The following is a 26,383-nucleotide window of genomic DNA, read 5'->3' as shown; positions in this document are numbered from 1 at the left end:
GCATGCTGAGGACACGCGCCGAGTACCGCAGCAGCCCTGAGGCGACCACGTGCGAGGCCAAGCCAGGCGCGACGCCTGCATCCGTGAGCTGTCGTACGCGTAAGCGATGATGAAGCATCAGCGCGGCTCCGCCGGGAGCCTGGCGGACGGAAGCGATGGGAAGGGTGGCCTGAGCTGGTGGAGGCGACCGGCGGCGGGTACGCCAGCCCGTACTCCACAGGCGGGGGTGGCACCACCCTGGAACACGCATATGGCGCGGTGTTGCTCGCCGCGCTGCTGTTGCGGCATCCCGTGGTCGGGCTGGGTGACGAGTTCACCGTTGGCGAGGTCCGGTTCCAGCAGGGCGCCACTAGCACCGTCGACGATCTCGTCGTCGTCGGCGACTGCCTCGGGAGTTCCCGCACCTTGTACATCGGGGTCCGGCGCGCGCCGACTATCGCCGGCGGCAACACCTCCTTCGTTACGCTGCTGACCGACTACCTGCGGATGGTCAACGCCCGCCACGTTGAACTCGCCGCTGACCGGCAACGGCTCGGGCTGGCCGTCGCGGCACCCCACACCGGCGCGGGCGAGGTGGGCCAGCTGGCCACATTGGCGCGCAAGCAGCCCAACGGCATCGCTTTCCGCCAAGCAGTGGCGGCACCGCGCGCGACCAACGGCAAGGTCCGGACCCGGCTGCAGCACCTCGACGACGCGGTCAAGGCCGCTGCCGCCCAGTGCGGGATCGCCCTCGCCGACACTGCCGCGCAGGAGACGCTGACCTGGCAGCTGCTCACGGCCCTGCGCATCATCGAGTTGCGGCTGGAGGGCGACGATCAGGCCGACCGTACCGTCGTGGTGAGCATGCTGGTGTCGCTGGCCGGTGACGCGGCACGGGCCAGCGCGCTGTGGCGTCGGCTTCGGGAGCTGTCGGCCGAGTACGCGCAGAACGCTGCGGTCGTCACCTACGACATGCTGGTGCGCGACGTGGCACCGGTGCTGCACATCGCCAGCCCCACCCCGGCTTCGGGTCGGCCCGCGGCGGGCGTCACCGACAACCAGCTCTATGAGCGGCTGCGGCAGCTCCCGGTGATCTGCGGCCCCCCGCTGCTCGCGGCGTGGCGCGACGACCAGGCCATGGCCTGGCGGCTGATCAGCGCGGTGACCACGATCGACGCCCGACCCGCGACTGTACTGCGGCAATGGCAGGTTCACCGGCCGGCCTGGCTCGACACGGCGTCGTGGCAGGTCCGACTCGCCGCCGGTGAATTGGCCGCATCTTACGGGGCCGGTCTGCTGGCGGCGGACCTGTTCACCGCCGCAGCTGACGAAGGTGCGCCGCGCCGTGGCTTCTGGCTGGCCCGAGCCGCCATGATCTACGACGAGAACGGCAACGACGACGCCCGGGAGACCGCACTCGCGGCGATGTCGGCGGCATCCGCCGACGATGAGCCGTTCACCGCTGCGGTCAGAGCAGAGCTGAACGGTCAACGGGACACCGCGGCGGGCATCGCTGATGCCTGGACTCCGGATGAGCCCAGCGACCGTAGCCTGCGAGCCGTCCTCCGCCTGCGACTCGCCGCCCCGGCGGCACCAGATGCCGACCTGTACCGTCAGATGATCGACCGAGGGCTGCAGGTCCTCGCCGAGGCGCTGCGCGAGCAGTGGACCGCCGGTCTGGCCGTCGCCCGGGCCCGGCTGCTGATCCTGCGTGCGCGACGTGGCGAGTCGCCGAACTGGGACGCCGATCTGCGTGAAGCCCGGACGTTGGCGATCCGCGCCCGGGACGAACGGCGCACCTACCGGGCCGACAGCGCCGAGGCGGTCGCGTTCGCCTGCCACGCCAGCGTGCTGCTCATGGACCTACGGCGGGTTCTGGAGCTCGGCGCCCCCGGTGGGGACGTCACCGCCGAGGAGGCTGCCGCGCCAGAGGTCTGTTCGTTGGTCGCGCTCGCCGCGATCCAGTTCGGCCAGCTCGACCTCGCTCGGGAACGGGCCGAACTCGTTCCTGAAGGGCACGCCCGCACCCGCATCGACGCATACCTTGCTGAAGCCACCGGTCAGGACCCCGAGCCGCATTGGTGGCGCGCGGCTGAGCAGGCTGGCGACGACGAGCAACTCGCCCAAGCCCTGCTCGGTCTCGCGCAGACCGGTGCCGACGGTGTGGCCCGATACCCCGATTTCGCGCAGCGGCACCCGGGCGAGGCGGTCGAGCTTCGAGCCATGGCCGAGCTCGGCGCCGGGCGGGCGGGGGCGGCGATCGGGCAGCTACGGGAGCGGCGGCGTTCGTCCGTGGCCGCCGCCCTCAGCCTGGCCCAGGCATACCAGGCGGTCGGCCGGATCGACGATCAGGTCCAGACCCTGCGTGACGCCGCCGATCATTTCGGCGACCGGTCACTGCGCCACTCGGCTGCCGAGGTCCTGGCTCGCGCCGGCCGCGCCGCCGATGCCGAACGCGAACTCGATACCCTGCTGGCTACCGCGGAGCCGGACTGGAGCGGCCGAGCCGATGCACTGCGGCTGGCCGCGCAACTTGCCAGCAACGCCGGCCGGCTCGACCGGGTCAGCCACCTGCTGCGCACCGTGCTGCAGATCCATCCCGAAGACACCACGTCCCGCTGGGCCCTGATCCGGACCCTGCTCAACCGCGGTGACGTCAACGAAGCGTGGCGCGTGCTGCATGACGCGCCCGAGCCGCTCGACCCGTCCAGCACGACCGACGCCCGAGCCTGGATTCAGCTCTACCGCCGACGCGGCCAGCCGGTGGAAACCGTCGCCGGCTGCCTACGCCTGCTGCGCCGGTTCAACGACGACGAGCGATTCGTTGCAATGGCGTTGACGAATCTGATGCTGCCCCGGCCCGAGCCCGTGGAACTGCCCGAACAACTCCGCCAGCAGCTCGCCGCCGAGTCCGAACAGTTCTTCCAGCGCTGGCCCAACAGCCCGCACCTGCGACGGCTTCGCGCAGGTGACCTTGATCAGCTCCGAGCCGACATGATCACCATCATGCGGCGCGGCGACGATGAGCAAGAGGTGTGGCGGCGCATCGTGCAGGGACTGGCCCGCGGCCAGCTACCGCTCGGATTGCTCGCCACCGTAGCTGGACGCAGCTACGCGGAGATCTGTCTCCGTCGCGGCGACGGCGTCCTGGCCGCTCACGTCCCCGAACAGGCCGAGTTCGACGCATGCGTCGAGGCGGCGACGACGGCCGAGGACCACGACATCATCATCGACACGCCGGCAGTCGCCGTCCTGCTCACGCTGCCAGACGACATCCGCGCAACCGCGATGAGCCGCTTCACTCGCGTCATCACCACCGACGACGTGATGCTCGACACACTGGCCGCCAAGGACACCCTGGCGTTTCGGTCCACCCGGTCCATGCGCTATGACAGCCAACACGATCACCTCCAGTTCAACGAGGGCTCCGAAGCGGAGGCGGACCGACTCGCTGAGGAGGCAGACCGACTGCATACGGCAGTCGAGGCGCTCACCCGCCTCAGCACTCCGCCCGAGCGGACCTTCGATGAGGCCGAGGACCGAATCTGGACGTCGGCCCTTGACCTTGCCCGAGTCCAACATGCCGCGCTCTGGAGCGACGACCCGGTCGTTCGGGCCCTCGCCCGCGGCATGGGTATCCCTGCCACCTCCACCGTCGCCGTCCTCCGTCGTCTCCGCGCCGTCGGCGCGATCACCGACGACCAGCACGAAGGCTGTCTCCGACGGCTGATCAAGGCCCGAATTGGCCAGCTGCCGCTCAACGAACCGCGCCTGTTCGAACTCGCCGAAGATGACAGCTGGCGCCCCGCCGCCGTCGGAGCCGCACTCGCCCGGCCAGCGGTCTGGGCCGACCCCCTGCGCGCTCTGACGTTCTACCGGCGCCTCATCGCCCAGGCGCGCACCCACGCTCCCACGTCATTGCCGGACTGGCTCTACGCAGCTGCACGCGGCGCCACCGTCCTGCTGGGCAGGCCCGATGCCGCCACCGGGGTCGCTGCGTGCCTGCTCGCCGCCACCATCGAAACCGCCGCCAGCCACGGTTACCAAGTCGCACACCTGGTGGCCGCGACCCGACAGGCACTTGCCGACACCGACGACCCCGACCAACCGCCGGCCGCCGACCCGCTACCGATCACAATCACCATCCTCCGCGACGCCTACGCCAAAGCGTCCTCCCACGAACTCGCCGCCCGGTTCGTCCTCGCTACCTTCGCCGCGCTCAGCGAAACCGACAAAAACACCGTTCTCCGGATCGTCCTCGAGTAGCCGCCCACAGGCTCGGCATCCTCGGCCATAGGTGTCGTGGCCGCCCACCCGGCCCAGCTGCGTGCTCCGATGTGTTCCGGATCTACGGATCAGAAGGTTAGGGGTTCGAGTCCCTTCGGGCGCGCAAGATCGTCAGAGGCCTGACCTGCGGGAATGCGGTTCAGGCCTCTTGTCGTTTCTGTCCTCTGTGGACGGTGGGTGTCACGCGGGTGCGATGGTGGTGTCGTGACGGTCCGTGATGCCGTTCCGGTCGTCGGTGGTGTGACCTGCGGCTTCTTGTCGTTGGCGGGCCGTGCCGGGGTCGGCACACCTTTCGCGGGTCGCTGGTGGCGTCGGTTCCGTCGGCTCTTGCCGCGGATCTTCTCCCGGGTGCGGCGGTCGGCGGCGAGGACTAGCTTCGCGGTGGCGTCGGCGCATTTGCGCTGGGCGAGGGGTAGCACGCTGGTGTAGGTGTCGGCGGTGATCACGATGCTGGAGTGTCCGAGCAGGTCCTGCAGCGTCTTGAGGTCCGCGCCCGCCTCGTGGGCGAGGGACGCGGCGCCGTGGCGGAGGTCGTGCAGCCGTACGGGTGGGATGCCGGCGCGTTTGACGAGGAGCCGGAACCGTCCGCTGGCATAGCTGGGGTGGATCGGGTTGCCCTCCTTGCCGACGAACACGTACCCGGAGTCGTGCCACACCTTCCCGGCGGCGAGCCGCCGTTCCCGCTGCTGGGTCTGGCGGCGGCGGTGCTCGCGGAGCACTTTCACGGTGCGCCGGTCGAGGGCGACGGCCCGGCGTCCGGCGGCGGTCTTCGGTTCGCCCTCCACAACCTGGTAGCCGGCGGTGGTGCGGTTGCGGACGACGAACAGCACGCCGTGGTCGAGGTCGAGCTCGGACCAGCGCAGCCCGCACGCCTCCCCTCGGCGCAGGCCGCGCAGGGCGGTGAGCCACCACAGGGCGAACAACGCGTCGTTGGTGACACCGTGCAGGAACGTGGCGAGTTGGTCGGCTGTCCACACCGCGACGGAAGGTCGTTCGCCAGTGCGTTGCCATTCGGCGACGCGGCCGTCGGTCCAGACCTTGGCATGGGGTTTGCGGTAGGAGGGAACCTCGATGTGTCGGGCCGGGTTGGTGGCGATGACGCCTTCGCGGACTGCAAGGTTGAGCGCGGCGCGCAGGGTGGTGCGCAGGTGCTGCATGGCCGAGGCTGACTGCGGTTGGCCTTTGGTGTTCGTGGTTTGGGCGATCTCGGTGAAGATGGTGCGGAGCCGGCGGGCGTCGAGGTCGGCCAGGCACAGCCGGCCGAGGTGCGGGATGAGGACGCGTTCGACGTCGCGGGTGTAGTGCAGTTTGGTGGTCGGGCGGATGCTGGTGCGGCTGGACAGCCAGTACCGCAGCCAACGTTCCACTGTCCAGGACCGGGCGGTGCGGTCTTCGCCGGTGGTGGCCAGCCACTCGTCGCGGGCGCGGCGGGCCGCGGCCTGCGACCGGTAGCCGCCCCGGCGGGCGCGTTCGGGGCGGCCGAGCAGGTTCGTGGCGGAGCAGTGGAAGTACCAGGAACCGTGCCCACGCTCGGAGAGCCGCGGACAGGCCCGTTCAAGTCGGCGGTTGGCGTCGTTGCGGCATCCGCACCGTTTGAAGATCACACCTGTGTCCGCCATGACCGCGCCCTTCGTTGAAGCCGTTGTGGCATCCAGGGTGCGTGGGCCACGGCAGATGCACGTCACCCAGACGAGCGACAGATGGGTCGGGACCCTTCGCGCAGATCCAGGCGGGCGGTGCCGAGCCTACGCAAGCTTCGGTGTTTATAGGTAGAACGCGATGCCGGATCCAGTGTCGACCTGCTTCTGTCGGCGCTCCCGGAAGACTGACCCCCGGGCGGTCTTGGAACCCGCCAACTCGCACGGGGTCAATTTTGCGGAAGCGCTGACAGCCTCAGGTAGCCGGGACTTTGCCCCAGGTAGACGACGCCGTCTGCCGTGTGTGCACTGCCTGATTGTATGCGCTGCACCTCGGTACCCCGGCAGTCAGGAGGCGCTGGTTGACACCTACGGTGTCCCGACCGCCGCTGATCCGGCAGGTGCACCCCCCGGTCCCGTTGCACGGTGTGGTCACAGTTTCCAGCTGGCGTGCAGCGGGGCTGGGCCTGCGAGTGGCGTGCCGGACGGCGAGTGGTACCGCCGTCCCGGCGAGGCGAGGTGCCCGACCACGATGCCCAGGACGAGGGGGACGAGCCCGGCGAGGCCGAACCCGACCTGACCGGCGGGGAGTCGGGCGGCCTCGGTGAAGTACAGCACGCCGGCGGTGAGGTACATGCCGCTGCCGAGCGTGAAGACCAGGTTCGATGCCGTCAACAGCCGGCCTGACCGGCCGCCCGGGAGCAGAGGGCGGGCGAGCTGGGTGGGTTGGGTGCTCATCGGGCGGGTCGCGTCGGGCAGGCGGTGCAGTTGCCGTAGACGACGACGCCGCCGTCGCGGCCGTCGCTGTCGGTGGTGAACGTCCCGTCGGCGGTGGCGGCCGCGATGACCGCGGCGACGGCTGCCCGGGGGAGCCGGCGGACGGTGCCGCAGCGGCGGCACACGGTGTGATGGTGCGGCCGGTCGGCAAGACCGTAGGTGAGGACGCCGCCGATCGGCACGACGTGGACCACGCCGATGTCGGTGAGGGCGGCGAGCACCCGGTGCACCGTGGACAGGTCGGCCGGGAGGCCGTCGGCGGTGAGCCGGGCATGGACCTCGGCGGCGCTGAGGTGGGTCGCGGCGGCCAGGACGCGCAGGACCGCTCCGCGGGCGCTGGTCGCCCGGCCGCCAGCGGCGCGCAGGGCGCTCAGCGCGGCGGCGATGCGCTCGTCTGCGGTCCGCATCACCCTCCCTCCACCTCCAGCTCGAGTCTTATTGCAATATGGTGGCAGAAACAAACAAGTTGCAGAACCCTCGGGAGGACTGCGCATGGCCGGCTATACGCTGCCCGATCTGCCCTACGACTACGGCGCCCTCGAGCCCGCGATGTCGGGGCAGATCCTGGAGCTGCACCACGACAAGCACCACGCCGCCTACGTCAAGGGCAGCAACGACGCGCTCGACCAGCTCGCCGAGCTGCGGGAGCGTGGCGACTTCGCCGCCCTCGTGGGGGTGGAGAAGACCCTGGCATTCAACCTGTCCGGACATGTCCTGCATTCGATCTTCTGGAACAACCTGTCCCCGGACGGCGGTGACCGCCCCGACGGCGACCTCGCCGACGCCATCACCGAGCACTTCGGATCGTTCGAGGCGTTCGCCGGGCAGCTGTCCGCGGCGACGAAGTCGGTGCAGGGCTCCGGCTGGGGTGTCTTGGCGTGGGAGCCGCTCGGCCGGCGGCTGCTCGTGGAGCAGGTCTACGACCACCACGGCAACGTCGGGCAGGGCTCCACGCCGCTGCTGGTGTTCGACGCGTGGGAGCACGCCTACTACCTGCAGTACAAGAACGTCCGCCCGGACTACGTCGACCGGCTGTGGAACCTGGTCAACTGGGCTGATGTGCAGGCCCGCTACGCCGCCGCGACCGCGAACCCGGCCGCGTAGCCGGATGGGTGCACCGTCCCCGGCCCGCGCGGCCGAGGCGGTCCAACGTGCCGCCGGGGTCATCGCCGCGAAAGCGCGCGGTGACCTCGACGGCGCCGAGGCCCTCCTCGCGGCCTTCACCACGCCGGCCGAGCAGGCCCAGGCGTTCGCGCTGCTCGCCGAGCTGGCCCTTGGCCTGGTCCGGGCGCAGACCGGCCAGTCGATGGACGACCTCGTCCGCGAGCTCAGCCTCCTCGTCGAGCAGGCCCTCGCCGCGCCGCCGGCTACCGGACCGGGACCGGCTCAGTGACGCCGAGCCCGCCGGCCAAGGCCGGCTCGTAGCCGTCCAGGGCCCGCCACAGGGCGGGATGCCCGGCCAGGGCGGTCGCCACGGCTTCGTCGCCGACGCGCAGCCAGGCAAGGTGCCGAGCGGCGTGGGTGGCGACCGCGTCCAGGCACACCTGCGCCGGGCTCGGCGCGGTCGGGTCAGCCGAGCGAGCGATGCCATGCGGGCCGAGCCGGACCGCGCCTGGCGCAGGCTCGCCGTCGAGGACCGCGACGTAGGTGAGCACGACCACGCCGTCGGTGTAGCGCCAGGAGGTGGAGTGCAGAATCGTCAGAGGGGGCGGCGCCCAGACAGGCTGAGGACCATCGCACTGGACGCCGCCCTGCCCGGCCGGCACCACCACCGCCCGAGCGCTCAACGGTGCAGCGGCCAACCCCGTCGCCGCAGCATCAGGATGCACGCCTGCGGGCAGCTCACCCGCGACCGGGCGGTACCACACCGCCCCGTCGCGAGCCCCCACGATCAGCACCTCGACGCGGACCCGGCCACGATCGTCACGCTCCACCACTGCCACTGTGCTGTATTTGCCAGTAAGTTGCAACAGTGGAGCGCCGGTGCTCCTGCCGATCACCTTTACTCGTGAAGAAGGTCTCCCATGAGTGCCCCCGACACCATGGCCGTGGACGGCTCCGGCCCGACCCGGTTCCGCCGCAGCCTCAACCCCCACGACTGGCGCTCCCTGTCCGGCATGGCCGCGTTCATCGCCCTGCTGCACGTCATCGGCTTCGGCGTGCTGTTCGGCCTCGTCGCCCCCGAACACTTCCAGCTCGGCGGCGACCACCCCGTCTTCACCGTCGGCGTCGGCATCCTCGCCTACACCTTCGGCCTGCGCCACGCCTTCGACGCCGACCACATCGCCGCCGTCGACAACACCACCCGCAAGCTCATGGCCGACAACACCGGCATCCCCGACGCCCGCAAACCGCTGTCCGTGGGGTTCTGGTTCTCCCTCGGCCACTCCACCATCGTGTTCACCCTGGCGTTCCTGCTCTCCGTCGGGGTGAAGACCCTCGCCGGGCAGGTCGAGAACGACGACTCCGAACTGCACTCGGTCACCGGCGTCATCGGCGCGTCGGTGTCCGGGGTATTCCTGTGGATCCTCGGCATCCTCAACCTGGTCGTCCTGCTCGGCATCATCCGCGTGTTCCGCCGGATGCGGGCCGGCTACTACGACGAACAGGAACTCGAAGACCAGCTCAACAAGCGCGGGTTCATGAACCGCATCCTCGGCGGCCTCACCAAATCGGTCCGCAAGCCGTGGCACATCTACCCGATCGGGGTGCTGTTCGGCCTCGGCTTCGACACCGCCACCGAAGTCGGCCTCCTCGTCCTCGCCGGCGGCGCCGCCGCGTTCAACCTGCCGTTCTACGCCATCCTCGTCCTGCCGATCCTGTTCGCCGCCGGCATGTGCCTCATGGACACCATCGACGGGGTATTCATGAACGCCGCCTACGGCTGGGCGTTCGCCAAACCCGTCCGCAAGGTCTTCTACAACATCACCATCACCTCGATCTCCGTGGCCGTCGCCCTGATCATCGGGACCATCGAACTCATCGGCGTCCTCGCCGACCAGGCCGGCATCACCACCGGCCCCCTCGCCGCCATCGCCGACATCCCCCTCGACTACGCCGGCTACGCCATCGTCGGCCTGTTCGTGCTCGCCTGGGCCGTCGCGATCGCCGTATGGAAGTTCGGCCGGATCGAGGACCGCTGGACCGCGCGACTCAGCCCGAGGCCGACCGAACCGGCGTAGCGACGGTCAGCAGGTAACGGGTGCTCCCTGCCCGGCAGGTTACGGGGTGATCGTCGGCGTGCTTGAGCGCCGCAACGCGGGGAATCCGCCGCGGAGTCAGCGGTGCGGGAACGTGGAGTGCGGTCGTCAGGATGCCGGTCTTGGCGGTGATCGCGCCGGAGACCGGCGGCCCCTGGGGCCGCGCTAACTGGCGCGTCCTCGATGTGGTCGGCGGGTGGGCGGCGGGACGCCCGATGGACCCCGGCCGCGGGCAGGCGGTTCGACCACGCCCAGCCAGCCTGCGTCATCGCCGCCCAGCACCGCGGGGACCTCGCCGGCGCCGAGGTCCCGCTCGCGGGTCCTCGACCACCCAGCCCGACCAAGCGGGTCCTGGCTGTTGGCCGGTCTGGCCGTGGCGCTGGTACGGGCCAAGACCGGGCAGCGGAACCATGACCTGATTGCAGGAGCGCACACGGCACAGGCCCCCGGCCTGGCCCCACCGGCCCGGCACGGCCGCGGCCTGCCTCGCCGGCCGGTCACTGCGGCCGCGCCCCGAGCGGAAAGAACGCGTAATCATGACTGTTGGCACCGATGTCACCGTGCCGGCCGTTGATGACCTGCCCGATTTGCTCGCAGCCTGGGTGCACGGGTGGGCCGTCTCACGCGCCGTGCCGAGCCCAACCGCGGTCCCCGGTGGCTGGCGCCTGCACGTCGGACGCGTGGGACATCGCGTCCGCTACGTCCTGACCGCCCACACCAACGCGTCGCTGGCCGACCTGGCCCGGCGCCACGCCGCACCAGGAACCTGGATCAAACTCGCGGCCGGCCCGGCGGACCTGCGCACTGCACTGCCCGCTGCCTGGACCATGGCCGACACCGGCCATCTCATGACGACCCGATTCACCGCCGGCCCCGCAGCACCCCCGGCGCCGTACACCGTCCGCACCGCCGTGTGCGAGCACGTCGTGGTCGCCTCGGTGCTCGACGCCGCCGGCGAGGTCGCCGCTTCGGGCCGGCTCGCACCTGTCGGCCACGCCGGGATCATTGACCAGGTCGAGACCGCCCCTGCGCACCGCCGGCGCGGCCTCGGCCGCACCGTCATGCATGCCCTCAGCCACCGTGCCGCCGAGCTCGGCCTGCACCACGGCATCCTCGTCGCCACCGATCAGGGCCGCGACCTCTACCGCAGCCTGGGCTGGACGGTCCGCACTCCCATCGCCGCCGCCTACATCCCCGAAGCTGACCCGGCACACCCGTGACCGGCCCCAGGCGTCACGCCACAGCGGCCATGCCGGGTGGTTGCCGACGGCGCCGGTGCGGAGGTCTAGGTCCAGGCGGTGCCGCTCCAGGTGCGGCCCGACCATGTTCGCCCGCTCCAGGTCCGGCCGCTCCAGGTCCGGCCGTCCCAGACGGCATCGCTCCAGGTCCGGCCTGACCAGGACTGCCCGGACCAGGTCCGGCCGGTCCAGTTCGCTGCGGTCCAGGTGAGGCCGGTGGCCGGTGTGCCCGTCCAGGCGGCGCCGGTCCAGGTACTGCCGTTCCAGGTGCCGCCGTTCCACGCGGTGCCGGCCAGGGCCGCCGGGGCCCAGGTGGCCGGGTTCCAGGCGCGGCCCATGATGTCCTGTTCACCGGTGAGTTCGATGTCGTTGACCGGGTCGGCGACGTGCGAGCCGCCGCGGGCGAGCTCGAGGGAGCCGGTGCCGGTCGCGGCCGGGAACGTCTGGGCGGTGAGCGGGGTTGCGGCCCGGGCGGCGGCGGCGATGTCCAGTTCGCCGGCGCCGGCACTGACCGGGTCGGCGCCCTTGAGCGGCGTGGCCGTGCTGGTGAGCAGCTTCTTCACCTGGTCGGGGGTCAGGTTCGGGCGCTGCTGCAGTAGCAGCGCGGCGGCGCCGGAGGTGACGGCGGCGGCCTGGGAGGTGCCGCTGCCGCGGAAGAACCGCCCGGCGGTATCGCCGGTGAGCAGCCCGGTCGGGTAGGCGACGTCGATGGTCGAGCCGGGGTCACGCAGCGAGGCGACCGACCGGCCGGGCGCGAGCAGGTCGGCGTGGCGGATGGCGTTGCCGCGGCTGCTGAACGCGCCGACGGTGTCGTCCTTCGTGTCGACCTTGCGCTGCGGGTCGGCGCCGCCGACCGCGATCACATACGGGTTCTGGGCCGGCATGGTCAGCCGGGTCGCGGCCGGGCCGTCGTTGCCGCCCGCGACGACCACGACGATGCCGTTGCGCCACGCCGCCTCGACCGCGTACGACAGCGGGTCGACGCGCGGGTCCTGAGTCGAGGCGGTGCCGTAGGACAGGTTGATGACGCGGATGTTCAGGCCGGGGTCGTCGCGGTGCGCGACCGCCCAGTCGATCGCGGCGATCACCTGTGACACGTCGGCGGCGCCGTCGGCCGCGGCGACCTTGAGGTTGACCAGGTGCGCGCCGGGGGCGACGCCAGCGAACCGGGACGGGTCGGTGAGCGCGGTGTCCGGGGTGGCGGGGTCCCGGCCGGCGATGATGCCGGCCATGTGCGTGCCGTGACCGAATGTATCCCGGAAGCGCAGGCCCGGCGTCTGCGACTCGAACGACAGATCCGGCCCGTTGGCCACCTTCGCCGGGTCGGCGAGCCCGGCAACCGGCGCGATCCCCGAGTCGATGAGGGCGACACCCACCCCGGCGCCGGTGAGTTTCCGCCCGGCGCTGTCGGTCATGCCCCACACCTGCTGCGCACCGGTGATGGCGTTGATGTCCGCCATGGTGTACGCCCCGGACTCGACGTTCCACTTGGCCCCGTTCGGCCGCAGCACCGCGCCGTCCAGCACCGACGAGCCCGTCTCCGCCGCACTCGCCGGCGACCCCGCCACGACAACGGTTCCGGCGAACGCCAGTACCGCCAGCGCGAATGCCACGCTAGCCCGCCGCGCCCGCGGCAACGAACGACCGAACCTTGCCATACCTGCACTCCCGACGTCCTATGACCTGCCTGACGAGCATGCCGCCCCAGGTGGTCCGCTCGCGTCGGGCAGGCGGATCAACAGGTCGTTACCATCTGGTGGACATAGCGTTGCGGCTCCTCAGACTGGAACCGCCTCGCCGACTGCCGCCTCAGCCGCGCCGCCGCTATGGTCGTCGTCGACCGTTGCCCCCTTGCAGACCGGAGCTGACGATTCGGCGTAGCCCGACCGTACCGATGCAGCTGCCGGCGACGCGGCTGGCGCGTACGAGCGCGTCGATGCCCACCGACGAAGCCAATCGCGCGCACTCGCCGGTACGGACTCGGGTCGACCATCTCGGGGGATTGCACCGAACTGGCATCCGACCAGCGACTCCCGATGGCCCACGGTCGGTCGATGCTCAGTCATGGCACCGTGACGAGCACGTGAGCCGCCCACTTCCCCGCGACGTACCCTCAGGTGGATTCGATGGCTACCGCGTTGACCGGCACCACCCAGTCCCGCCGTGACGCGGTCCGCCGCTGCGCCGCAGCGAGCATGTCGATGCGCCTGCACGACACGGTCACCCTGCTCGCCGACGCCTGCCGGACACCGATCGCCGCTGTGCGAATGCTCGACGACCAATGGCTGCACACCCTGGCCGCGGTCGGCGTCGACGCCACCCAACCGCTGCCGCGCAAGGGCACCTTCTGCGACCTCGTCGTCACCACCGACGCGCCGGTGGTCATCGCCGACGCGCACCGGGACCCGCGCTTCCGCACCCACCCGCTGGTGGTCGGGTCGCCGGGCATCCGCAGCTTCGTCGGTGTACCGCTGCACACCGACGGGACACCGGTGGGCACCCTGTGCGTGCTGAACACCACCATCGCCCAGGACCACGACCGGGTGCTGGCGATCCTGGCCGCCATCGCCGCCCACCTCGACCAAGAACTGCAGGTGCGGCAAACCCTCCAGGACGCCGAACCGCTGATCGCCCAGGCCACCCGGTATCGACAGAACCTTGTCGCCCAGATCTCCCACGAGATCCGCACACCGGTCACCACGATCCAGGGCTACCTGGAAGTCATCGCCGATGACCCCGACGCGCTCGCGCCCCGCTACCGGCCGCTGCTCGAGCCGATCAACCGCAACGTCCGACGCCTGTGCCGCACCGTCGACCAGCTCATCCTCGCCGCCGATGCCGCCGCCACCAGCGATCACACCAACATGGAACTGCTCGACCTGGCCGGCCTGGTCCGCGCCAGCTGCGCCCGCCGCGCAGGAACCGCCCACCCGGTCCACCTGGACCTACCAGCCGAGCCGGTGCCGGTCCACGGCAACACAGCACAGCTGCACATCGCTGTCGACAACATCCTGACCAACGCCGAGCTGTTCAGCCCAACCCCAACCGCTATCGAAGTCCAGGTCAGCGCTACCCCGCAGCCGCACCTGACCGTCATCGACCACGGCGTCGGCATCCCCGCCGACGAACTCGCTCAGCTCGGCACGCCGTTCTACCGCGGCGCCCACGCCCGCCACCACCACGTTCCGGGTATCGGCCTCGGCCTGACCATCACGCAACAGATCATCGCCCGCCACCACGGCAGCATGCACCTACGCAGCACACCCGGACAGGGCACCTCGATCACCATCACACTGCCCGGCACCGACCGCCTCGACGATGGGCCGGCTACCGCCTGACCGCTACCCGCCGGTCTCGGCCGCCACGGCAACGGCAGGTCGTCGGGGTTGGTGCGGCGTCAGTGTAGCCCCGGGAGCGGTGTGGCGCCGGCGGCCAGGCCGATCGGCTCCAGCTCGTACCGGTCTTCGATGGTGCGCAGGACGGAGTAGTGGTCCACGGTGCCGGTACGCGGGCCGGGGGTGATGCCGGCGCCGCTGACGAGGGTCAGGATGCGGTTGGCGGAGCCGCCGTCGTCCTCGTCGAAGGTCACGATGAGCCAGCTGTCATGGGCCTGCGCCCACTGACGGTAGGGCTCCAGGTGCTGGTGGGCCCAGACGTCGCCGGTGGCGATGGAGCAGTCGTGCATGTCGTTGCAGAGGTTGGGGATCACGAACGCAACGGTCGGCAGCCGGGCGAAATCGGCTGGCCAGGCTGTGTATGGCTGGTTGGTCTGGGCCGGGATGTTGTCGAAGTCCGCCCAGGGGTTGTGTTTGGCGGCGTACCGGCCGCTGGAGCAGCCGCGGTACCCAGGAGCGGGCAGGTCCTCGGAGAAGCCCGTGAAGGTGTACCCGGCGGTGAGGAGCTGCTGGGCGAGGTTGGGTGCGGAGCCGGCCCGCACAGGGCAATGGTCGTCGGTCACGCCGTGGGTCGAGCCGGAGAAGAGCGCGAGGTAGTTCGGCTGGCTGGGGTGCGCGACGCCGTGCGCGTCGTCGAACACGGCGGACCCGGCGATGAGCGCGTTGAAGTAGGGCGCGTCGGGGTTGCCGGCCAGCTGCTGGGAGGCCTTGTTCTCGAACACCGCCACGACCACGTGCCCGGGCCCCGGCGTCGCCGCGGCCGGCGGCGTGACGGCGGACGGCGTGACCGTCGGCGTCCTCGTGGCCGGCGGTGCTGCGGGGCTGCACCCGGCGACGAGGCAGAGCAGCGTGGACAGGGCGGCGGCCGGACGTCGCCATCTCGGCTTGAGATTGACCACCGTCGGCATCGTCCTCAGGGTACCTGTGCTGGGTGTCCCGCCGCTGCGAGCGGCGACGCGCCGCCCAGCCACGAGAAAGAGGGCGCCGCCTGCCGCTATTGCCACGATCGGAGCTGGGCGATGCGTTGAGCGACGTAGACGACGTTGACGGCGTAGTCGTCGGTGCCGGGCAGGAGCCGGGCCGCCGCGTCGACGCTGCGGGCGATCGGGCGCAGCCCCCGTCGTTCGTACCAGCCCTGGGTCAGCATCGTGAAGCCGCGCCGCTCGATGATCTCGAAGCCGTGCTGGTGCAGGAGCCGGTCGAGTTCCTGATGCGACAGTTCCGCGAACCAGCGGCTGCCTCGGTGCCGGCGGGCTCGTAGATGGCGCAGTGAGCGGGCGTTGCCGTGGTTTTCGAGTACCAGCAGCCCGGCGTCGGCGTCGGGTAGCGCGCGCGTGGCGAAGGTGAGGGCCCGGTCGCGGACCGCCGGGTCGACGTTGAGGAGAAGCCGGAACATGGTGACCAGGGCCGGTTGCTCGGCGGACGCTGGCAGCGGCGGCGGGCCGTCGGCCGGAATCGGGTGGAGCGTCGCCTGGGTGCCGAGCTCGGCGGCCTTGGCGAGCATGTCAACGGAGGTGTCGTAGCCGTGGGCGGCCCGGACGAGGCCGTGCAGGCTGCGGATCGCCCGGCCGGTGCCGCAGGCGAAGTCGTGCTGCACCGGCGGCCGGGCCGGGAATGCCCGGCGGACCAGGTCCCGCAGATAGGCCCGCTGCCGTGCGTTGATGCTGGAGGCGTAGCTGCCGGGCGCGTAGGTGACGTGTTCGTACTTCTCGACCGCGTCGGTGTTCTGGAACACCCGCGCGTAGTTGCTGGCCAAGCCGGTCCCCGATCGTTGCGGTGGTGCTGTACCTACAACGTGTAGGGCAACGGGTGGAAACGGGGACCGGGGCGGCGGACGCTCAGGCGGCCGGGTCGCGGTGGCGCAGTACCAGCACGGCGAGGGCCACGCTGACGGCGATGGTGGCGACTTGGGCCACCGCCCCGGTGGCCATGCTGGGCAGCGACGTCACGTCGGGGGAGCCGGCTCGTTCGAGCAGTTGGGGCCAGCTCTGCCAGTAGTGCACCGGCAGGGCGACCGCGATGGTGTGCAGGACGCCGCCGTCGGGGTCGGCCTGGCCGTTGAGGATGCTGGCCGCAACCAGGAATCCGATGGTGATCGCGACGGCCTCGGCGCCGCGTGGCAGGAGCACGCCGAGCGCGAAGGCGATCGCGGCGATGCTGAGCATGCACAGCGTGAGGTAGGCGGTGGCGGCCAGGGCGCGGCCGAGCGCGGCTGCGGTGGGCAGGTCGGGTGCGTCGATGATGTGGAACGGGTGCCAGCCGAAGACGGCGAGCCCGGTGAGCACCCCGGCGAGGACGTTGCCGCCGACGGCCGTGACGGCGGCGATCGTGACGGCGGTCAGTTTGCCGATCAGCAGGCGGGTCCGGGTGACCGGGGCGACGTACAGGTAGCGCAGGATGCCCCAGTCCCGGTCGGCCGAGGCGATGGCGGCGGCCAGCGTCGCCACCACGATGGGCAGCAGCAGGGGGCCGGTGAACTGCAGGCTGGCCATGGCGTGGTTGAGCGCGGAGTAGGTGGACGCGCCGAACAGGCCGTCCTGGTTGTTGTACCGGTGACCGGCGGACGTGGCGGTGGCCAGGCCCGCGGCGACCGGCACGGCGGCCACGCAGCCCAGGGCGATGAGGGTCCGCAGCCGCAGGATCTGGGTTCGCAGTTCAACGCGCAGCATCGGCTTCTCCCGTGATGGTCATGGCCAGGAAGGCGTCTTCCAGGGACCGGCCAGCCCGGTGGACAGCGCCGACCCGGACTCCGGCGGTGACCAACGCGTGCACCAGGTCGCTGGACGGCACGCCCGGCGCGGTGACCTCGGCGTACCCGCCGCGGGCCGTGACGGCGGTGACCCCGGGCACGGCCCGCAGGACGGCGACGGCGCGGTCGAGGGGGTCGGCCTCGAAGCGCAGGGTGTCGGCTGCGCCGAGGAGGGTGCCGAGCTGGCCGGCGGCGACGAGTCTGCCGCGGTCCATGACCACCGCGTGGGTGGCGACCTGCTGGACCTCGGCGAGTTGGTGGCTGGAGATGAGCACCGCCGCGCCGCGCTCGGCGAACCGAGCCAGGTACCCGCGCAGCGCCCGGACCTCGGCCGGGTCGAGGCCGTTCGCGGGCTCGTCGAGCACGAGCAGGTCGGGCGCGCGCATCAACGCCTGGGCGAGCATCAGGCGTTGTTTCATGCCCATGGAGTACCGCTTCACCTTCTCCTGCAGGGCGGTGCCGAGACCGGCGAGCTCGAGGGCCTCGTCGAGCGCGGGCGGCGGCCAGGCCCGCCGGGTGGCCGACCAGAGCAGCCGCAGGTTGGCCAGACCGCTCAGGTGCGGTACGAACGCCGGCCCGTCGATGAGCACGCCGACGCGGCCCAGCACCGCGACCCCGAGCCCGACCGGCTCGCCGAGGACGCTGACCCGGCCCTCGCTCGGCGTGGACAGCCCGACGAGGACCCGCATGGTCGAGGTCTTGCCGGCGCCGTTCGGGCCGAGCAGGGCGCAGACCTGACCTGCTTGGACCGTGAAGCTGAGCCGCTCGACGGCCGTGCGGCGGCCGTAGCGTTTCGTCAGCGACGCGACCTCGATCATCCGGTATCTCCGTTCGAACGGGCCACCAGCACGGCGGCCGTGAGCGCCGACGCGGCCAGCCCGGCGCCGACGGTGAGGCAGACGAGGCCGAGCACGGACCCGACCGGCCGGCCGGTGACCGCGGTCCACACGGAATCGCGGATCGCGGTCATCAACGACAGCGCCACGCTGCCGGCGAGCACCGCCGCCTCCGCCGTGCGGGCGGTGCGGGTCCGGGCCGGGCGGGTGATGAAGCCGGCGACGGCGTTGGTGGCGACGCTGAAGGCGAACATGCTCGTCGCGACCACCGTCACCGCCCAGCCGATGAGTAGCGGATCGGTCCAGCCCTCGCCGAGCGCCTGCGCGCCGATGACGCCGATCCCGGCCAGCAGACTGGCGGCGGCAAACACGCCGGTGGTGTGACCGCGGACCCACACGGCCACGTGCGGCGTCGCCCAGCGCCGAGCGAGCGGCACCCGTCCGGCGAGCAGGACGACATCGCCGAGCCAGTCATGGCGCCAGCCACGGGCGGTGCCACGAGGGGCGCGCCGCAGCCACAGTGTGCCGGCCACGGCCGCCGTCAGGATCGTCTGCCCGGCCAGCCCGGCGATCAGTGCGGTCGTCCGGCCGCTCCAGACGGCGCTGTGTGCGCAGGCCCCGACGGCGGCCCACTCGGCGGCAAGCGTCAGCCCGACCAGGCCGGTCAGCGCGCCGGCCGCCCGGGCGGTCTGCTGCTGCCGGTCCGGGCCGCCGGGTGCCCGCCACAACGGCAGGCGCCCGGCGATGACCACCACCAGCGGCGGCACGGCGACCAGTGCGAACGATACGAACGCGTCGTAGGGGTCGTCCTGCCAGGGGCTGACAGCCCGCACGGTCTTGTCCTGGGTGGCCAGCACCGCCTGCGCCTCGAAGGCGACGGCCGTGGCGAGTGCCGCCAGGACGGCGGTGAACTTCATGGCGCCATAGTACGCACCTCGTAGTACGAGGCAAGTAGTATCGCGGTGCGGAGTATTCTGCCGCTTGTCGAACGGGAGGCCGATGTACAGCACCGACGCGCAGCTGGTGGTGCTCACCGTCCTGGCGGACGGGCCGCGCCACGGGTACGCCATCAATGCGGCGATCGAGACGCTCACGGGCCGCAAGCTGGGCCCTGGCAGCCTCTACGGGGCGCTGACCCGGCTGGAGGCCCGCGGCCTCGTCGAGCCGGTCGCCGAGGACGACGGTCAGGAACGGCAGCGCATCATGCGGATCACCGACGCGGGCCGCGAGTCGCTGCGGGCCGAGCTCGAGCAGCTCTCCCGGGTGGCGCGGGCCGGTCTGCGGGCACTCGGGGCGGAGCCGGCATGAGCGGTCCGGAGCGAAGCGGAGGTGACCGCATGAGCGCCTCGCGAATCATCGTGGCGTTGTATCCGCCGGCCGTGCGCGAGCGGTGGGGCGCGGAGATCGGCCGGGAGGTTGCCGAGCGGGGAGCACGCACCTGGCCCGACGCGGTCGTGGGTGCGGTTCGGCTCTGGCTGCACCCGGGTGACTGGCCGGAGACCGCCGCCGGGCAGACCCGCCGGGTGCTCGCCGTTGCCGTCTTCGCCGTGACCGCTGCCGCGACGCTGCTGTTGCGGGCCGCCGAGCCGGCACCGCCCCCGCAGCTGACCCTGCTGTGCCTGGCAACGCTCACCGCCGGTGCGCTGATCGCCGCGCCGCTGCCGCCGTTGACCTGGCATACGGCCCGGGTTCTGGCAGCGCTCACGGCCCGCACCATGGCGCTGCCGGTCGTGCTGATGCTCGGCATGGTGATGCTGGCCAACAGCGGCGCGGTCGAGCATCCGGGCAGGGTCGGTGACGTTGCCCTGGTGGCCTACTACTGGTGCGCCCTCGCCTACGTCGCCTTGCGTACCTGCACACTGGTCGCCCGCGTCCTGCCCAGCTGTGTCGTACCGACGAAGCGCCGGCTGCGCAGTGCGTTGCTGCTGGCCGGTGCGGGTGCGGCTCTGGCCGCCGCGCAGGGCGCGCTCGTCGCGGTGCACACCGCCGTCACCGGCGGCGTGTGGGTCAGCGCGGCGCTCGCGCTGCTGGCCGCGGCGACCCTGCAGGCCGGACGGAACCTCGACCGGCCGGCTGTCACCTGAGCCGCATCAACGGCCGTCGAACGAGTTCAGGGTCTGCATCAGCCTGTTCACCGCGGCAGTGCAGTCCGCCTGCCTCGGGTTCGACGCCCGCAAGGCGGTGAGGACGGCGTCGATCTGGTCATCGAGCTGGTGCCACTTGCCGGCGTCACGCGGTTTGAGCCCCGCCTCGGCGTCGTCCCAGGCCACCTCGAGGTCCTTGACCCGGGTCTTGGCGCCCGTGAGATCGTTCTGGGTGATCTTGTCCTGCACGTCGGCGACGATCACCGCGAATCGGCTGAGATTGCCCAGCTTGGTTTTCGGATGTACCGGCTGCGCTGCGACGGAGGCGCCCGTCCCGCCGGCCGTGACCGCGGTCTGGACGGCGTCGGCCTGCGGGTCCGTAACCGGCGGCGACCCCTGGGCCAGGCTGAACGCGAAACCGGCGACAGCGACGGCCATCGTGATGGCGCTCGCCCATGCCAGATCCTTACCCCGCCCGCCCCTTGGGCCGGCTCCCTTCTCCACGACCCCGTGGCGGCCGACCAGCACCTGCTCCCGGGCCACGAGCACGACGATGGCGGCGAGGAACAGCGCGCTGGTGATGCTCGCGCCCAGGGCGAGGCCGCCGAGGTCCTTGTCCTGGGTCAGCAGGTCGCCGAGGGAAGCGCCGAGCGGCCGGGTGAGGACGTAGGCGATCCAGAACGTCAGCACCTGGCCGACGCCGAGGCGCGACGCGATCCAGGTGGCCAGAATCAGGCCGCCGAAGATGAGCGCACCGTTGCGGAAGCCGAGGTTGAGCGCCTCGGTGGCGAAGTCGCCGGCGGCGGTGCCCAGCGCGAAGGTGGTCAGGATCGCCGCCCAGTAGAAGCCCTCGCGGCGGGGTGTGTTGATCGAGGTGATCGCGAGGGTGCGCTCCTGGCGGTACCAGATCGTGAACACCACGGCGAGCAGGACCGCGAACGCGGCGGTGCTTGCGGCGAGCGGCACACCGAGTGTGTCGGTGCAGAAGTCGGTGATCTGCGTGCCGACGATGCTGACCAGCACCACGCAGAGCCAGTAGATCCACGGCGTGTAGCTGCGGGTGCGCAGCTGCACGACGAGCGCGGCCACGAGCAGGACGAACATGATCGCGTCGGTCACGGCGGGACCCAGCCCGACATTCACGGCGAGGTAGTCCGCGAACGTCTCCCCGATCGTGGTGGACAGCACCTTGATGACCCAGAAGGTGGCGGTGATCGCAGGCACCTTGGTCTGCCACCCGCGCGTACTCGCCGGCCTGTCAGCGGTAATGGACACAGCTCTTCCTCACGACGGTCGTAGGACGTCAAATCCCCAGAATTAGGGTGAAACGTACGTGAATTACCCTGAAAGGTCGCTGAACCCTTCGAGTGCAGTGGAGGACCTGATGGCGGAGCTTCCAGTCGGCCGGACCACATGCGTCGCCCATCGGATGACGTGCTGGCGCGCCACGACCTGCGAATTCGCCATATCCTACAACATGTAGGAATGCGATGGATCTGGGCGGCCGTGGCCGCTACTGCGCCCCTGCTCGCCTCACCGGTCGCCGCGTCCGCGCCGCTCAATGCCACCGCGTCGACCGCGGCGCAGCGGCCGGATCACGTCGTCGTGGTGGTGATGGAGAACAAGCGGTACGACGCCGTCATCGGGCACCGCAGGACGCCCTACATAACAGCGCTGGCACGGCGCGGCGCGAACTTCACCGCCGCCTATGGCGAGACCCATCCGAGCCAGCCCAACTATCTCGCGCTGTTCTCCGGCTCCACCCAGGGCGTCACCGACAACGCCTGCATCCGCCACCCGTTCGACGCGCCGAACCTGGGCCGCCAGCTCCTCGACGCCGGCCTGACCTTCACCGGGTACGCGGAGGCACTGCCGTCGACAGGATTCACCGGCTGCTCGGCCGGTACATACGTCCGCCGCCACAACCCGTGGGTCGACTTCGCCGACGTGCCGGCGGACTTGAACCGCCCGCTGCGCGACCTGCCCTCACGGTGGGGGCAGCTGCCAACGGTTGCGTTCGTCGTCCCCGACCTGTGCCACGACATGCACAACTGCCCTAAGGCCGACGCGGACCGGTGGATGCGGCAGACACTCGGCTCCTACGCAGATTGGGCCGAGTCGCACAACAGCCTGCTGATCCTGACCTTCGACGAGGACAACGGCACAGACGGCAACCACATCCCGACCCTGGTCCTCGGTGCGGGCGTCCGCCCCGGTGACCGAACACAGCGCGTGGACCACTACGCGGTGCTGCGCACCATCGAGGACGCCTATGGCCTGCCGCCGCTCGGCGCGGCCGCGCAGGCCACGCCGCTGCCCTTGTCCTGAGCCGTCGCTGACCTCGCACGCCACCGGCTGGTGGTGGGCGCTCTCTGCGGTGGCCGTGAATCCCGGCGGACGCCTGCGTCAGCCGGGGTCGTTCGGCGGACTGGCGTCGCCCTGCACCCCTGCGGGCCGGCGCCACAGCAGCGTGGCCGTGACGATCACCGTGGTGGCGAGCAGCCAGCCGCCGATCACGTCGGTCGGCCAGTGCGCGACCAGTGCGACCCGGCTGACGCCGACCAGCACGGCCCATCCGCCGGCGACGCCGGCCAAGGTCAGACGTGACCAGCGGTTCGGCAGCAGCCTCCAGCCGAGCACGATGACGAGGCCGGCCGCGACGGCCGACGATGTCGTGTGACCGGACGGGTACGAGAACCCGCTGGCGGCAGTGAGCCGGTCAGCGGGCCGGGGCCGGTGCACCAGCCAGAGGACCCCGTGCCGTACGACCGTCGCGGCCGCGGCGGTCGCGACGAGCAGGACGATGGCGGAGCGGTCCCGGCGCGCCAGCAGGACGAGCAGCGCCAGCAGCGCCAGCACCCAGATGACGGCGCTGTCCGCGGTGTGGGTGACAGCCGACATCGCGGCCCGCCACGCCGGGTGTCCGAGCGCCAGGGCGTGTGCGGCGTCGCTGACGTGGGTATCGAGCCGTACCAGCGGTGCAGATCGCATCGTGACCAGTCCGGTCAGGACGACGAACAGCACCGCGGTCGCCGTCGGCACCGCGCGCCCGAGCAGGTTGTTGTGCACCGGCACCAACGTACTCCTACAATATGTAGGTGTACCGCGGTGTCTCCGCTGACACCACGGCCGCACCCCCGAAGCGAGGAGCGCCTGTGCAGTTCCTGGATCCCGAATGGCTCATCTCCACCTTCGGGATGATCGGCATCCTCGCGATCGTGTTCGCCGAATCGGGCCTGCTGATCGGGTTCTTCCTGCCCGGCGACTCACTGCTGTTCACCACCGGGCTGCTGGTGGCGGGCGGCCGATACCTCCACCTGCCGCTGTGGCTGGTGATCCTGCTGATCGTGGTCGCCGCGGTCGCCGGTGACCAGGTCGGCTACGCCTTCGGCCGACGAGTCGGGCCGACGCTGTTCCGCCGTCCGAACTCCCGGCTGTTCCGGCAGGAGAATCTCGCCCGGGCCACGGAGTTCTTCGCCCGCTACGGCCCGCGGTCCATCGTCCTTGCCCGCTTCGTGCCGATCGTGCGGACCTTCACCCCGATCGTCGCCGGCGCCTCACGCATGCACTACCGCACGTTCAGCCTCTACAACGTCATCGGCGGGTCGCTGTGGGGCACCGGCGTCACGGTGCTGGGCTACTTTCTCGGACAGGTCACCTTCGTGAAGTCCAACATCGAACTCATCCTCATCGGGATCGTCGTGCTGTCCGTCGTGCCGATCGCGGTTGAGCTGCTCCGTGGGCGGGCCCGCGCCCGCCGCGGGGGTTCCTGATGTTCCCGTGCTCAGCACCGCTTGCGACAGGATGCCCGGCGTGCACCAGCTGACCTATCCCGAGGCGATCGTCGTCGGCCTCCTGCAAGGTGTCACCAGCCTTGGCAGCCTTATCTGGCTCGTCGTCGCGTGACCCCGAGCGTCGGTGCGTACCGGGTGGTAAATAAAGTAAGCCTTACCTTATGGTGGGTGGATGGCTCGAGGAATACCGGCGGCAGCCCTGCTCGCGACCCGCGACGGTCAGGCCGCCGACTGCCGTGTGCTGGCCGATCTCACACCCGGCCGGCGCGCTGTGGTGGTCGGCATGACCGCTGACGCGCCTCCCCTGGTCGCGCGCCGCCTCGAGGATCTCGGGCTGACCGGCGGTACCACGGTGGAGGTGGTTCGGCGGGCACCGCTGCGCGATCCGGTTGTCTACCGGGTGAAGGACTACGAGCTGTGTCTGCGCCGCGAGCAGGCGGCGTACGTGCTGGCCCGGGAGGTCCAGTGACGGAGCCGGGGTGCCATGGCCCCGGCGGTGCCGCCGCGGCTGAGGCCGGGGTGCCGCGCGTCGCCCTGGTCGGCAGCCCGAACGCCGGTAAGACGAGCATCTTCAATGCCCTGACCGGGCTGCACGCCAAGACCGGCAACTATCCCGGGGTGACGGTCTCCAGGTTCGTCGGCACCAGCCGCTCGGGAGCCCACCGGTATGTGATCGAGGACCTGCCCGGGGCCTACAGCCTGGAGCCGATCAGCCCCGACGAACAGGTCATGGTCGACGTGCTCGACGGGCGGCTCGACGGTGCGCCGCCACCGGACGCGCTCCTGGTCATGGCCGACGCGACGACGCTGCGCCGGTCGCTGCGGTTCGTGGCGCAGGTGCTCGGCCGGGGTCTGCCGACGTGCGTGGTGGTGACGTTCACCGACGAGCTGCAGGCCCGCGCCGGCCACCTCGACGTCGACGCTTTGGAGCAGGCGCTCGGCGTGCCGGTCGTGGCCGCGATCGGCAACCGGGGCCGGGGCGTCGACCGGCTCCGCGAACGCCTCGACGAGTGGCGGTCCTGGCCGATCCCGGCGCTCGCGCCGCCCACCGTGGCCGCCGAGTTCGACGCGTGGGCCGAGTCCGTGCTGGCCTTCGCCGGGTACCGGGCGCCGGACCGGCACCGGATCACCCAGCGGGTGGATGCGGTGCTGCTGCACCCGGTCTGGGGCACTGTGGTGTTCTTCGCGGTGATGGTGGCGTTCTTCCAGATCCTGTTCGGCCTCACCGCGCCGCTGCAGGGGTACGTGGAGACCTTCTTCGGCTGGCTGTCCGGCGAGGCCACCGCGCGCATCGGCAACGCGTGGCTGGCCGGGCTGATCGGTGAGGCGGTCATCGGCGGTATCGGCGCGGTGCTCGTCTTCGTGCCCCAGATCATGCTGCTGTTCCTCATGATCTCGCTGCTCGAGGGCGTGGGCTACATGTCGCGGGCGGCGCTGCTGATGGACCGGGTGATGGCCAAGGCCGGTCTGGAAGGCCGCGCGTTCGTCGCGCTGCTGTCCTCGTTCGCCTGCGCGATCCCGGGGATCATGGCCACCCGGACACTACCCTCGGCCCGGGACCGGCTGGCCACGATGATGGCCGCACCGCTGATGACCTGCTCGGCCCGCCTGCCGGTGTACGTGCTGCTGATCGGTCTGCTGGTGAGCCCCGCGAGCCGGTTCGGGCCGTTCGGGGCGCAGGGCCTGGTCATGTTCGGCCTGTACCTGCTGGGATCGGTGTCGGCGATGCTCGCCGCGTGGGCGTTCAAGAAGCTCGGCGACCGCCGCGGCGCGATGCTGCCGTTCTACATGGAGATGCCGCCGTACCGGCTGCCATCGGTGCGCAGCGTGCTCACCGCGATGTGGCACTCGGCCCGGTCGTTCCTGCGCAAATGCACCACCATCATCGCGCTGACCACGCTTGCGCTGTGGCTGCTGCTCAACCTGCCGCTGCACTCGCCGGCCGAGCTGCGCGCACACGGCGTCGACCGGAACGACCGCACTGCTGTGTCGGCGTACACCGCCGAGCACAGCTATGCCGCGAGCGTCGGGCATTTCGTCGAACCGGTCTTCGCGCCGCTCGGCTTCGACTGGCGGATCAACATCGGCATCCTCTCCGCGCAGGCCGCGCGTGAGACGTTCGTCGCCACCCTCGGGCAGGTGGCCGCCGCCGAAAACCCCGACGACCCGGCCCAGGCACTGCGCGCGATGACCCACGACGACGGCCGGCCGGTGTTCACGCCGCCGACGATCGCCGCCCTGCTGGTGTACTTCGCGTTCGCGCTGCAGTGCATGGCCACCGTCGGGATTATGCGACGGGAGACCGGCGGCTGGAAGTGGCCGGCCATCGCCTTCACCTACCTCACCGGCCTCGCCTGGGTGATGGCGTACCTCGCCCACACGGTGACCGCGCTGGCCTGGCCGTGAC

General features: G+C 71.1%; 24 protein-coding genes. 12 read left to right on the top strand and 12 right to left on the bottom strand.

Annotated features, from left to right (window positions below):
- The first annotated feature begins 177 nt into the window (after positions 1 to 177).
- Positions 178 to 4,245 carry a PIN domain-containing protein gene (locus tag Dvina_RS51380; protein WP_223099482.1) on the top strand — a complete coding sequence of 1,356 codons (4,068 nt, stop codon included), beginning with the start codon at positions 178 to 180 and terminating at the stop codon, positions 4,243 to 4,245.
- 89 nt (positions 4,246 to 4,334) lie between these two features.
- Here the strand turns inward: Dvina_RS51380 and Dvina_RS51375 are convergent, their stop codons facing one another.
- From Dvina_RS51375 to Dvina_RS51365, 3 genes are all read right to left on the bottom strand, one after another.
- Complete coding sequence (locus tag Dvina_RS51375) at positions 4,335 to 5,885, bottom strand: tyrosine-type recombinase/integrase (protein WP_223099481.1); 1,551 nt, start codon at positions 5,883 to 5,885, stop codon at positions 4,335 to 4,337.
- Positions 5,886 to 6,335: 450 nt separating this feature from the next.
- Positions 6,336 to 6,641, bottom strand: coding sequence for a hypothetical protein (locus Dvina_RS51370; protein ID WP_223099480.1), 306 nt, complete (start codon positions 6,639 to 6,641; stop codon positions 6,336 to 6,338).
- A complete protein-coding gene (locus Dvina_RS51365) occupies positions 6,638 to 7,087 on the bottom strand; it encodes a Fur family transcriptional regulator (protein ID WP_223099479.1) in 450 nt (149 codons plus the stop codon). Before Dvina_RS51365 ends, Dvina_RS51370 begins: the two co-directional genes overlap by 4 nt.
- A gap of 85 nt (positions 7,088 to 7,172) precedes the next feature.
- Here Dvina_RS51365 and Dvina_RS51360 point away from each other — a divergent pair, with 85 nt between their 5' ends.
- Both Dvina_RS51360 and Dvina_RS51355 read left to right on the top strand, forming a co-directional pair.
- A complete protein-coding gene (locus Dvina_RS51360) occupies positions 7,173 to 7,784 on the top strand; it encodes a superoxide dismutase (RefSeq protein ID WP_223099478.1) in 612 nt (203 codons plus the stop codon).
- Between the two features lie 4 nt (positions 7,785 to 7,788).
- Positions 7,789 to 8,073: a superoxide dismutase gene (locus Dvina_RS51355; RefSeq protein ID WP_223099477.1), complete on the top strand. Its 285-nt coding sequence runs from the start codon at positions 7,789 to 7,791 to the stop codon at positions 8,071 to 8,073.
- On the opposite strand, the gene Dvina_RS51350 is transcribed toward Dvina_RS51355, so the two are convergent.
- The gene (locus Dvina_RS51350) at positions 8,048 to 8,614 is read right to left on the bottom strand and encodes a hypothetical protein (RefSeq protein WP_223099476.1); all 567 of its coding nucleotides are present in this window, start codon (positions 8,612 to 8,614) and stop codon (positions 8,048 to 8,050) included. The genes Dvina_RS51355 and Dvina_RS51350 overlap by 26 nt on opposite strands.
- Before the next feature lie 90 nt (positions 8,615 to 8,704).
- Between Dvina_RS51350 and nicT the strand changes: the two genes are divergently transcribed.
- Positions 8,705 to 9,862, top strand: coding sequence for a Nickel transporter NicT (gene nicT, locus Dvina_RS51345; RefSeq protein ID WP_246655866.1), 1,158 nt, complete (start codon positions 8,705 to 8,707; stop codon positions 9,860 to 9,862).
- A 698-nt stretch (positions 9,863 to 10,560) separates the two neighbouring features.
- Positions 10,561 to 11,100: a GNAT family N-acetyltransferase gene (locus Dvina_RS51340; RefSeq protein WP_223099474.1), complete on the top strand. Its 540-nt coding sequence runs from the start codon at positions 10,561 to 10,563 to the stop codon at positions 11,098 to 11,100.
- A gap of 65 nt (positions 11,101 to 11,165) precedes the next feature.
- Here Dvina_RS51340 and Dvina_RS55470 read toward each other — a convergent pair whose 3' ends face one another.
- Positions 11,166 to 12,731, bottom strand: coding sequence for a S8 family serine peptidase (locus Dvina_RS55470; protein ID WP_281428313.1), 1,566 nt, complete (start codon positions 12,729 to 12,731; stop codon positions 11,166 to 11,168).
- 513 nt (positions 12,732 to 13,244) lie between these two features.
- Here Dvina_RS55470 and Dvina_RS51330 point away from each other — a divergent pair.
- Positions 13,245 to 14,456, top strand: coding sequence for a GAF domain-containing sensor histidine kinase (locus Dvina_RS51330; RefSeq protein ID WP_223099468.1), 1,212 nt, complete (start codon positions 13,245 to 13,247; stop codon positions 14,454 to 14,456).
- Positions 14,457 to 14,515: 59 nt separating this feature from the next.
- Here Dvina_RS51330 and Dvina_RS51325 read toward each other — a convergent pair whose 3' ends face one another.
- From Dvina_RS51325 to Dvina_RS51305, 5 genes are all read right to left on the bottom strand, one after another.
- Positions 14,516 to 15,421, bottom strand: a complete 906-nt coding sequence (locus tag Dvina_RS51325) for an alkaline phosphatase family protein (RefSeq protein WP_223099466.1) — start codon at positions 15,419 to 15,421, stop codon at positions 14,516 to 14,518.
- Positions 15,422 to 15,507: 86 nt separating this feature from the next.
- Complete coding sequence (locus Dvina_RS51320; protein ID WP_223099464.1) at positions 15,508 to 16,269, bottom strand: methyltransferase domain-containing protein; 762 nt, start codon at positions 16,267 to 16,269, stop codon at positions 15,508 to 15,510.
- A gap of 82 nt (positions 16,270 to 16,351) precedes the next feature.
- Positions 16,352 to 17,182, bottom strand: coding sequence for an ABC transporter permease (locus Dvina_RS51315; RefSeq protein ID WP_223099462.1), 831 nt, complete (start codon positions 17,180 to 17,182; stop codon positions 16,352 to 16,354).
- The gene (locus Dvina_RS51310) at positions 17,169 to 18,080 is read right to left on the bottom strand and encodes an ABC transporter ATP-binding protein (protein ID WP_223099460.1); all 912 of its coding nucleotides are present in this window, start codon (positions 18,078 to 18,080) and stop codon (positions 17,169 to 17,171) included. Before Dvina_RS51310 ends, Dvina_RS51315 begins: the two co-directional genes overlap by 14 nt.
- Positions 18,077 to 19,015, bottom strand: coding sequence for a hypothetical protein (locus Dvina_RS51305; protein ID WP_223099458.1), 939 nt, complete (start codon positions 19,013 to 19,015; stop codon positions 18,077 to 18,079). The genes Dvina_RS51310 and Dvina_RS51305 overlap by 4 nt, the downstream gene beginning before the upstream one ends.
- Positions 19,016 to 19,097: 82 nt before the next feature.
- On the opposite strand from Dvina_RS51305, the gene Dvina_RS51300 reads away from it, so the two are divergent.
- A complete protein-coding gene (locus Dvina_RS51300) occupies positions 19,098 to 19,406 on the top strand; it encodes a PadR family transcriptional regulator (protein WP_223099456.1) in 309 nt (102 codons plus the stop codon).
- Positions 19,407 to 19,435: 29 nt separating this feature from the next.
- Positions 19,436 to 20,182 (top strand): hypothetical protein, encoded by a 747-nt coding sequence (locus tag Dvina_RS51295; RefSeq protein ID WP_223099454.1) that lies wholly within the window; start codon positions 19,436 to 19,438, stop codon positions 20,180 to 20,182.
- Positions 20,183 to 20,188: 6 nt separating this feature from the next.
- On the opposite strand, the gene Dvina_RS51290 is transcribed toward Dvina_RS51295, so the two are convergent.
- Entirely contained in the window at positions 20,189 to 21,406 is a 1,218-nt protein-coding gene (locus Dvina_RS51290) for a COG4705 family protein (RefSeq protein ID WP_246655865.1), read from the bottom strand.
- Between the two features lie 261 nt (positions 21,407 to 21,667).
- Here Dvina_RS51290 and Dvina_RS51285 point away from each other — a divergent pair, with 261 nt between their 5' ends.
- Positions 21,668 to 22,510 carry an alkaline phosphatase family protein gene (locus tag Dvina_RS51285; protein ID WP_246655864.1) on the top strand — a complete coding sequence of 281 codons (843 nt, stop codon included), beginning with the start codon at positions 21,668 to 21,670 and terminating at the stop codon, positions 22,508 to 22,510.
- Positions 22,511 to 22,588: 78 nt separating this feature from the next.
- On the opposite strand, the gene Dvina_RS51280 is transcribed toward Dvina_RS51285, so the two are convergent.
- A complete protein-coding gene (locus Dvina_RS51280) occupies positions 22,589 to 23,251 on the bottom strand; it encodes a phosphatase PAP2 family protein (protein ID WP_223099450.1) in 663 nt (220 codons plus the stop codon).
- A gap of 128 nt (positions 23,252 to 23,379) precedes the next feature.
- On the opposite strand from Dvina_RS51280, the gene Dvina_RS51275 reads away from it, so the two are divergent.
- The 3 genes from Dvina_RS51275 (at position 23,380) to feoB (ending at position 26,382) form a co-directional block, all read left to right on the top strand.
- Entirely contained in the window at positions 23,380 to 23,955 is a 576-nt protein-coding gene (locus Dvina_RS51275; protein WP_223106196.1) for a VTT domain-containing protein, read from the top strand.
- Positions 23,956 to 24,148: 193 nt separating this feature from the next.
- Positions 24,149 to 24,445, top strand: a complete 297-nt coding sequence (locus tag Dvina_RS51270) for a FeoA family protein (RefSeq protein ID WP_223099448.1) — start codon at positions 24,149 to 24,151, stop codon at positions 24,443 to 24,445.
- Entirely contained in the window at positions 24,442 to 26,382 is a 1,941-nt protein-coding gene (gene feoB / locus Dvina_RS51265; protein ID WP_246655863.1) for a ferrous iron transporter B, read from the top strand. Before Dvina_RS51270 ends, feoB begins: the two co-directional genes overlap by 4 nt.
- The last annotated feature ends 1 nt before the right edge of the window (position 26,383 follow it).

The organism is Dactylosporangium vinaceum (assembly GCF_019904175.1).
Classification (GTDB): Bacteria; Actinomycetota; Actinomycetes; order Mycobacteriales; family Micromonosporaceae; genus Dactylosporangium; species Dactylosporangium vinaceum.
The sequence above is the reverse complement of the archived record's forward strand: the minus strand, read 5'-3'. Positions and strand labels throughout refer to the sequence as shown.

What these genes read in the sequence shown, in the direction of transcription:
- Dvina_RS51375 (WP_223099481.1), bottom strand. Translation starts at nt 5,885, where the DNA reads ATGGCGGACACAGGTGTGATCTTCAAACGGTGCGGATGCCGCAACGAC.
- Dvina_RS51370 (WP_223099480.1), bottom strand. Translation starts at nt 6,641, where the DNA reads ATGAGCACCCAACCCACCCAGCTCGCCCGCCCTCTGCTCCCGGGCGGC.
- Dvina_RS51365 (WP_223099479.1), bottom strand. Translation starts at nt 7,087, where the DNA reads ATGCGGACCGCAGACGAGCGCATCGCCGCCGCGCTGAGCGCCCTGCGC.
- Dvina_RS51360 (WP_223099478.1), top strand. Translation starts at nt 7,173, where the DNA reads ATGGCCGGCTATACGCTGCCCGATCTGCCCTACGACTACGGCGCCCTC.
- Dvina_RS51355 (WP_223099477.1), top strand. Translation starts at nt 7,789, where the DNA reads ATGGGTGCACCGTCCCCGGCCCGCGCGGCCGAGGCGGTCCAACGTGCC.
- nicT (WP_246655866.1), top strand. Translation starts at nt 8,705, where the DNA reads ATGAGTGCCCCCGACACCATGGCCGTGGACGGCTCCGGCCCGACCCGG.
- Dvina_RS51330 (WP_223099468.1), top strand. Translation starts at nt 13,245, where the DNA reads ATGGCTACCGCGTTGACCGGCACCACCCAGTCCCGCCGTGACGCGGTC.
- Dvina_RS51325 (WP_223099466.1), bottom strand. Translation starts at nt 15,421, where the DNA reads ATGCCGACGGTGGTCAATCTCAAGCCGAGATGGCGACGTCCGGCCGCC.
- Dvina_RS51315 (WP_223099462.1), bottom strand. Translation starts at nt 17,182, where the DNA reads ATGCTGCGCGTTGAACTGCGAACCCAGATCCTGCGGCTGCGGACCCTC.
- Dvina_RS51310 (WP_223099460.1), bottom strand. Translation starts at nt 18,080, where the DNA reads ATGATCGAGGTCGCGTCGCTGACGAAACGCTACGGCCGCCGCACGGCC.
- Dvina_RS51305 (WP_223099458.1), bottom strand. Translation starts at nt 19,015, where the DNA reads ATGAAGTTCACCGCCGTCCTGGCGGCACTCGCCACGGCCGTCGCCTTC.
- Dvina_RS51300 (WP_223099456.1), top strand. Translation starts at nt 19,098, where the DNA reads ATGTACAGCACCGACGCGCAGCTGGTGGTGCTCACCGTCCTGGCGGAC.
- Dvina_RS51295 (WP_223099454.1), top strand. Translation starts at nt 19,436, where the DNA reads ATGAGCGCCTCGCGAATCATCGTGGCGTTGTATCCGCCGGCCGTGCGC.
- Dvina_RS51285 (WP_246655864.1), top strand. Translation starts at nt 21,668, where the DNA reads ATGCGATGGATCTGGGCGGCCGTGGCCGCTACTGCGCCCCTGCTCGCC.
- Dvina_RS51275 (WP_223106196.1), top strand. Translation starts at nt 23,380, where the DNA reads ATGATCGGCATCCTCGCGATCGTGTTCGCCGAATCGGGCCTGCTGATC.
- Dvina_RS51270 (WP_223099448.1), top strand. Translation starts at nt 24,149, where the DNA reads ATGGCTCGAGGAATACCGGCGGCAGCCCTGCTCGCGACCCGCGACGGT.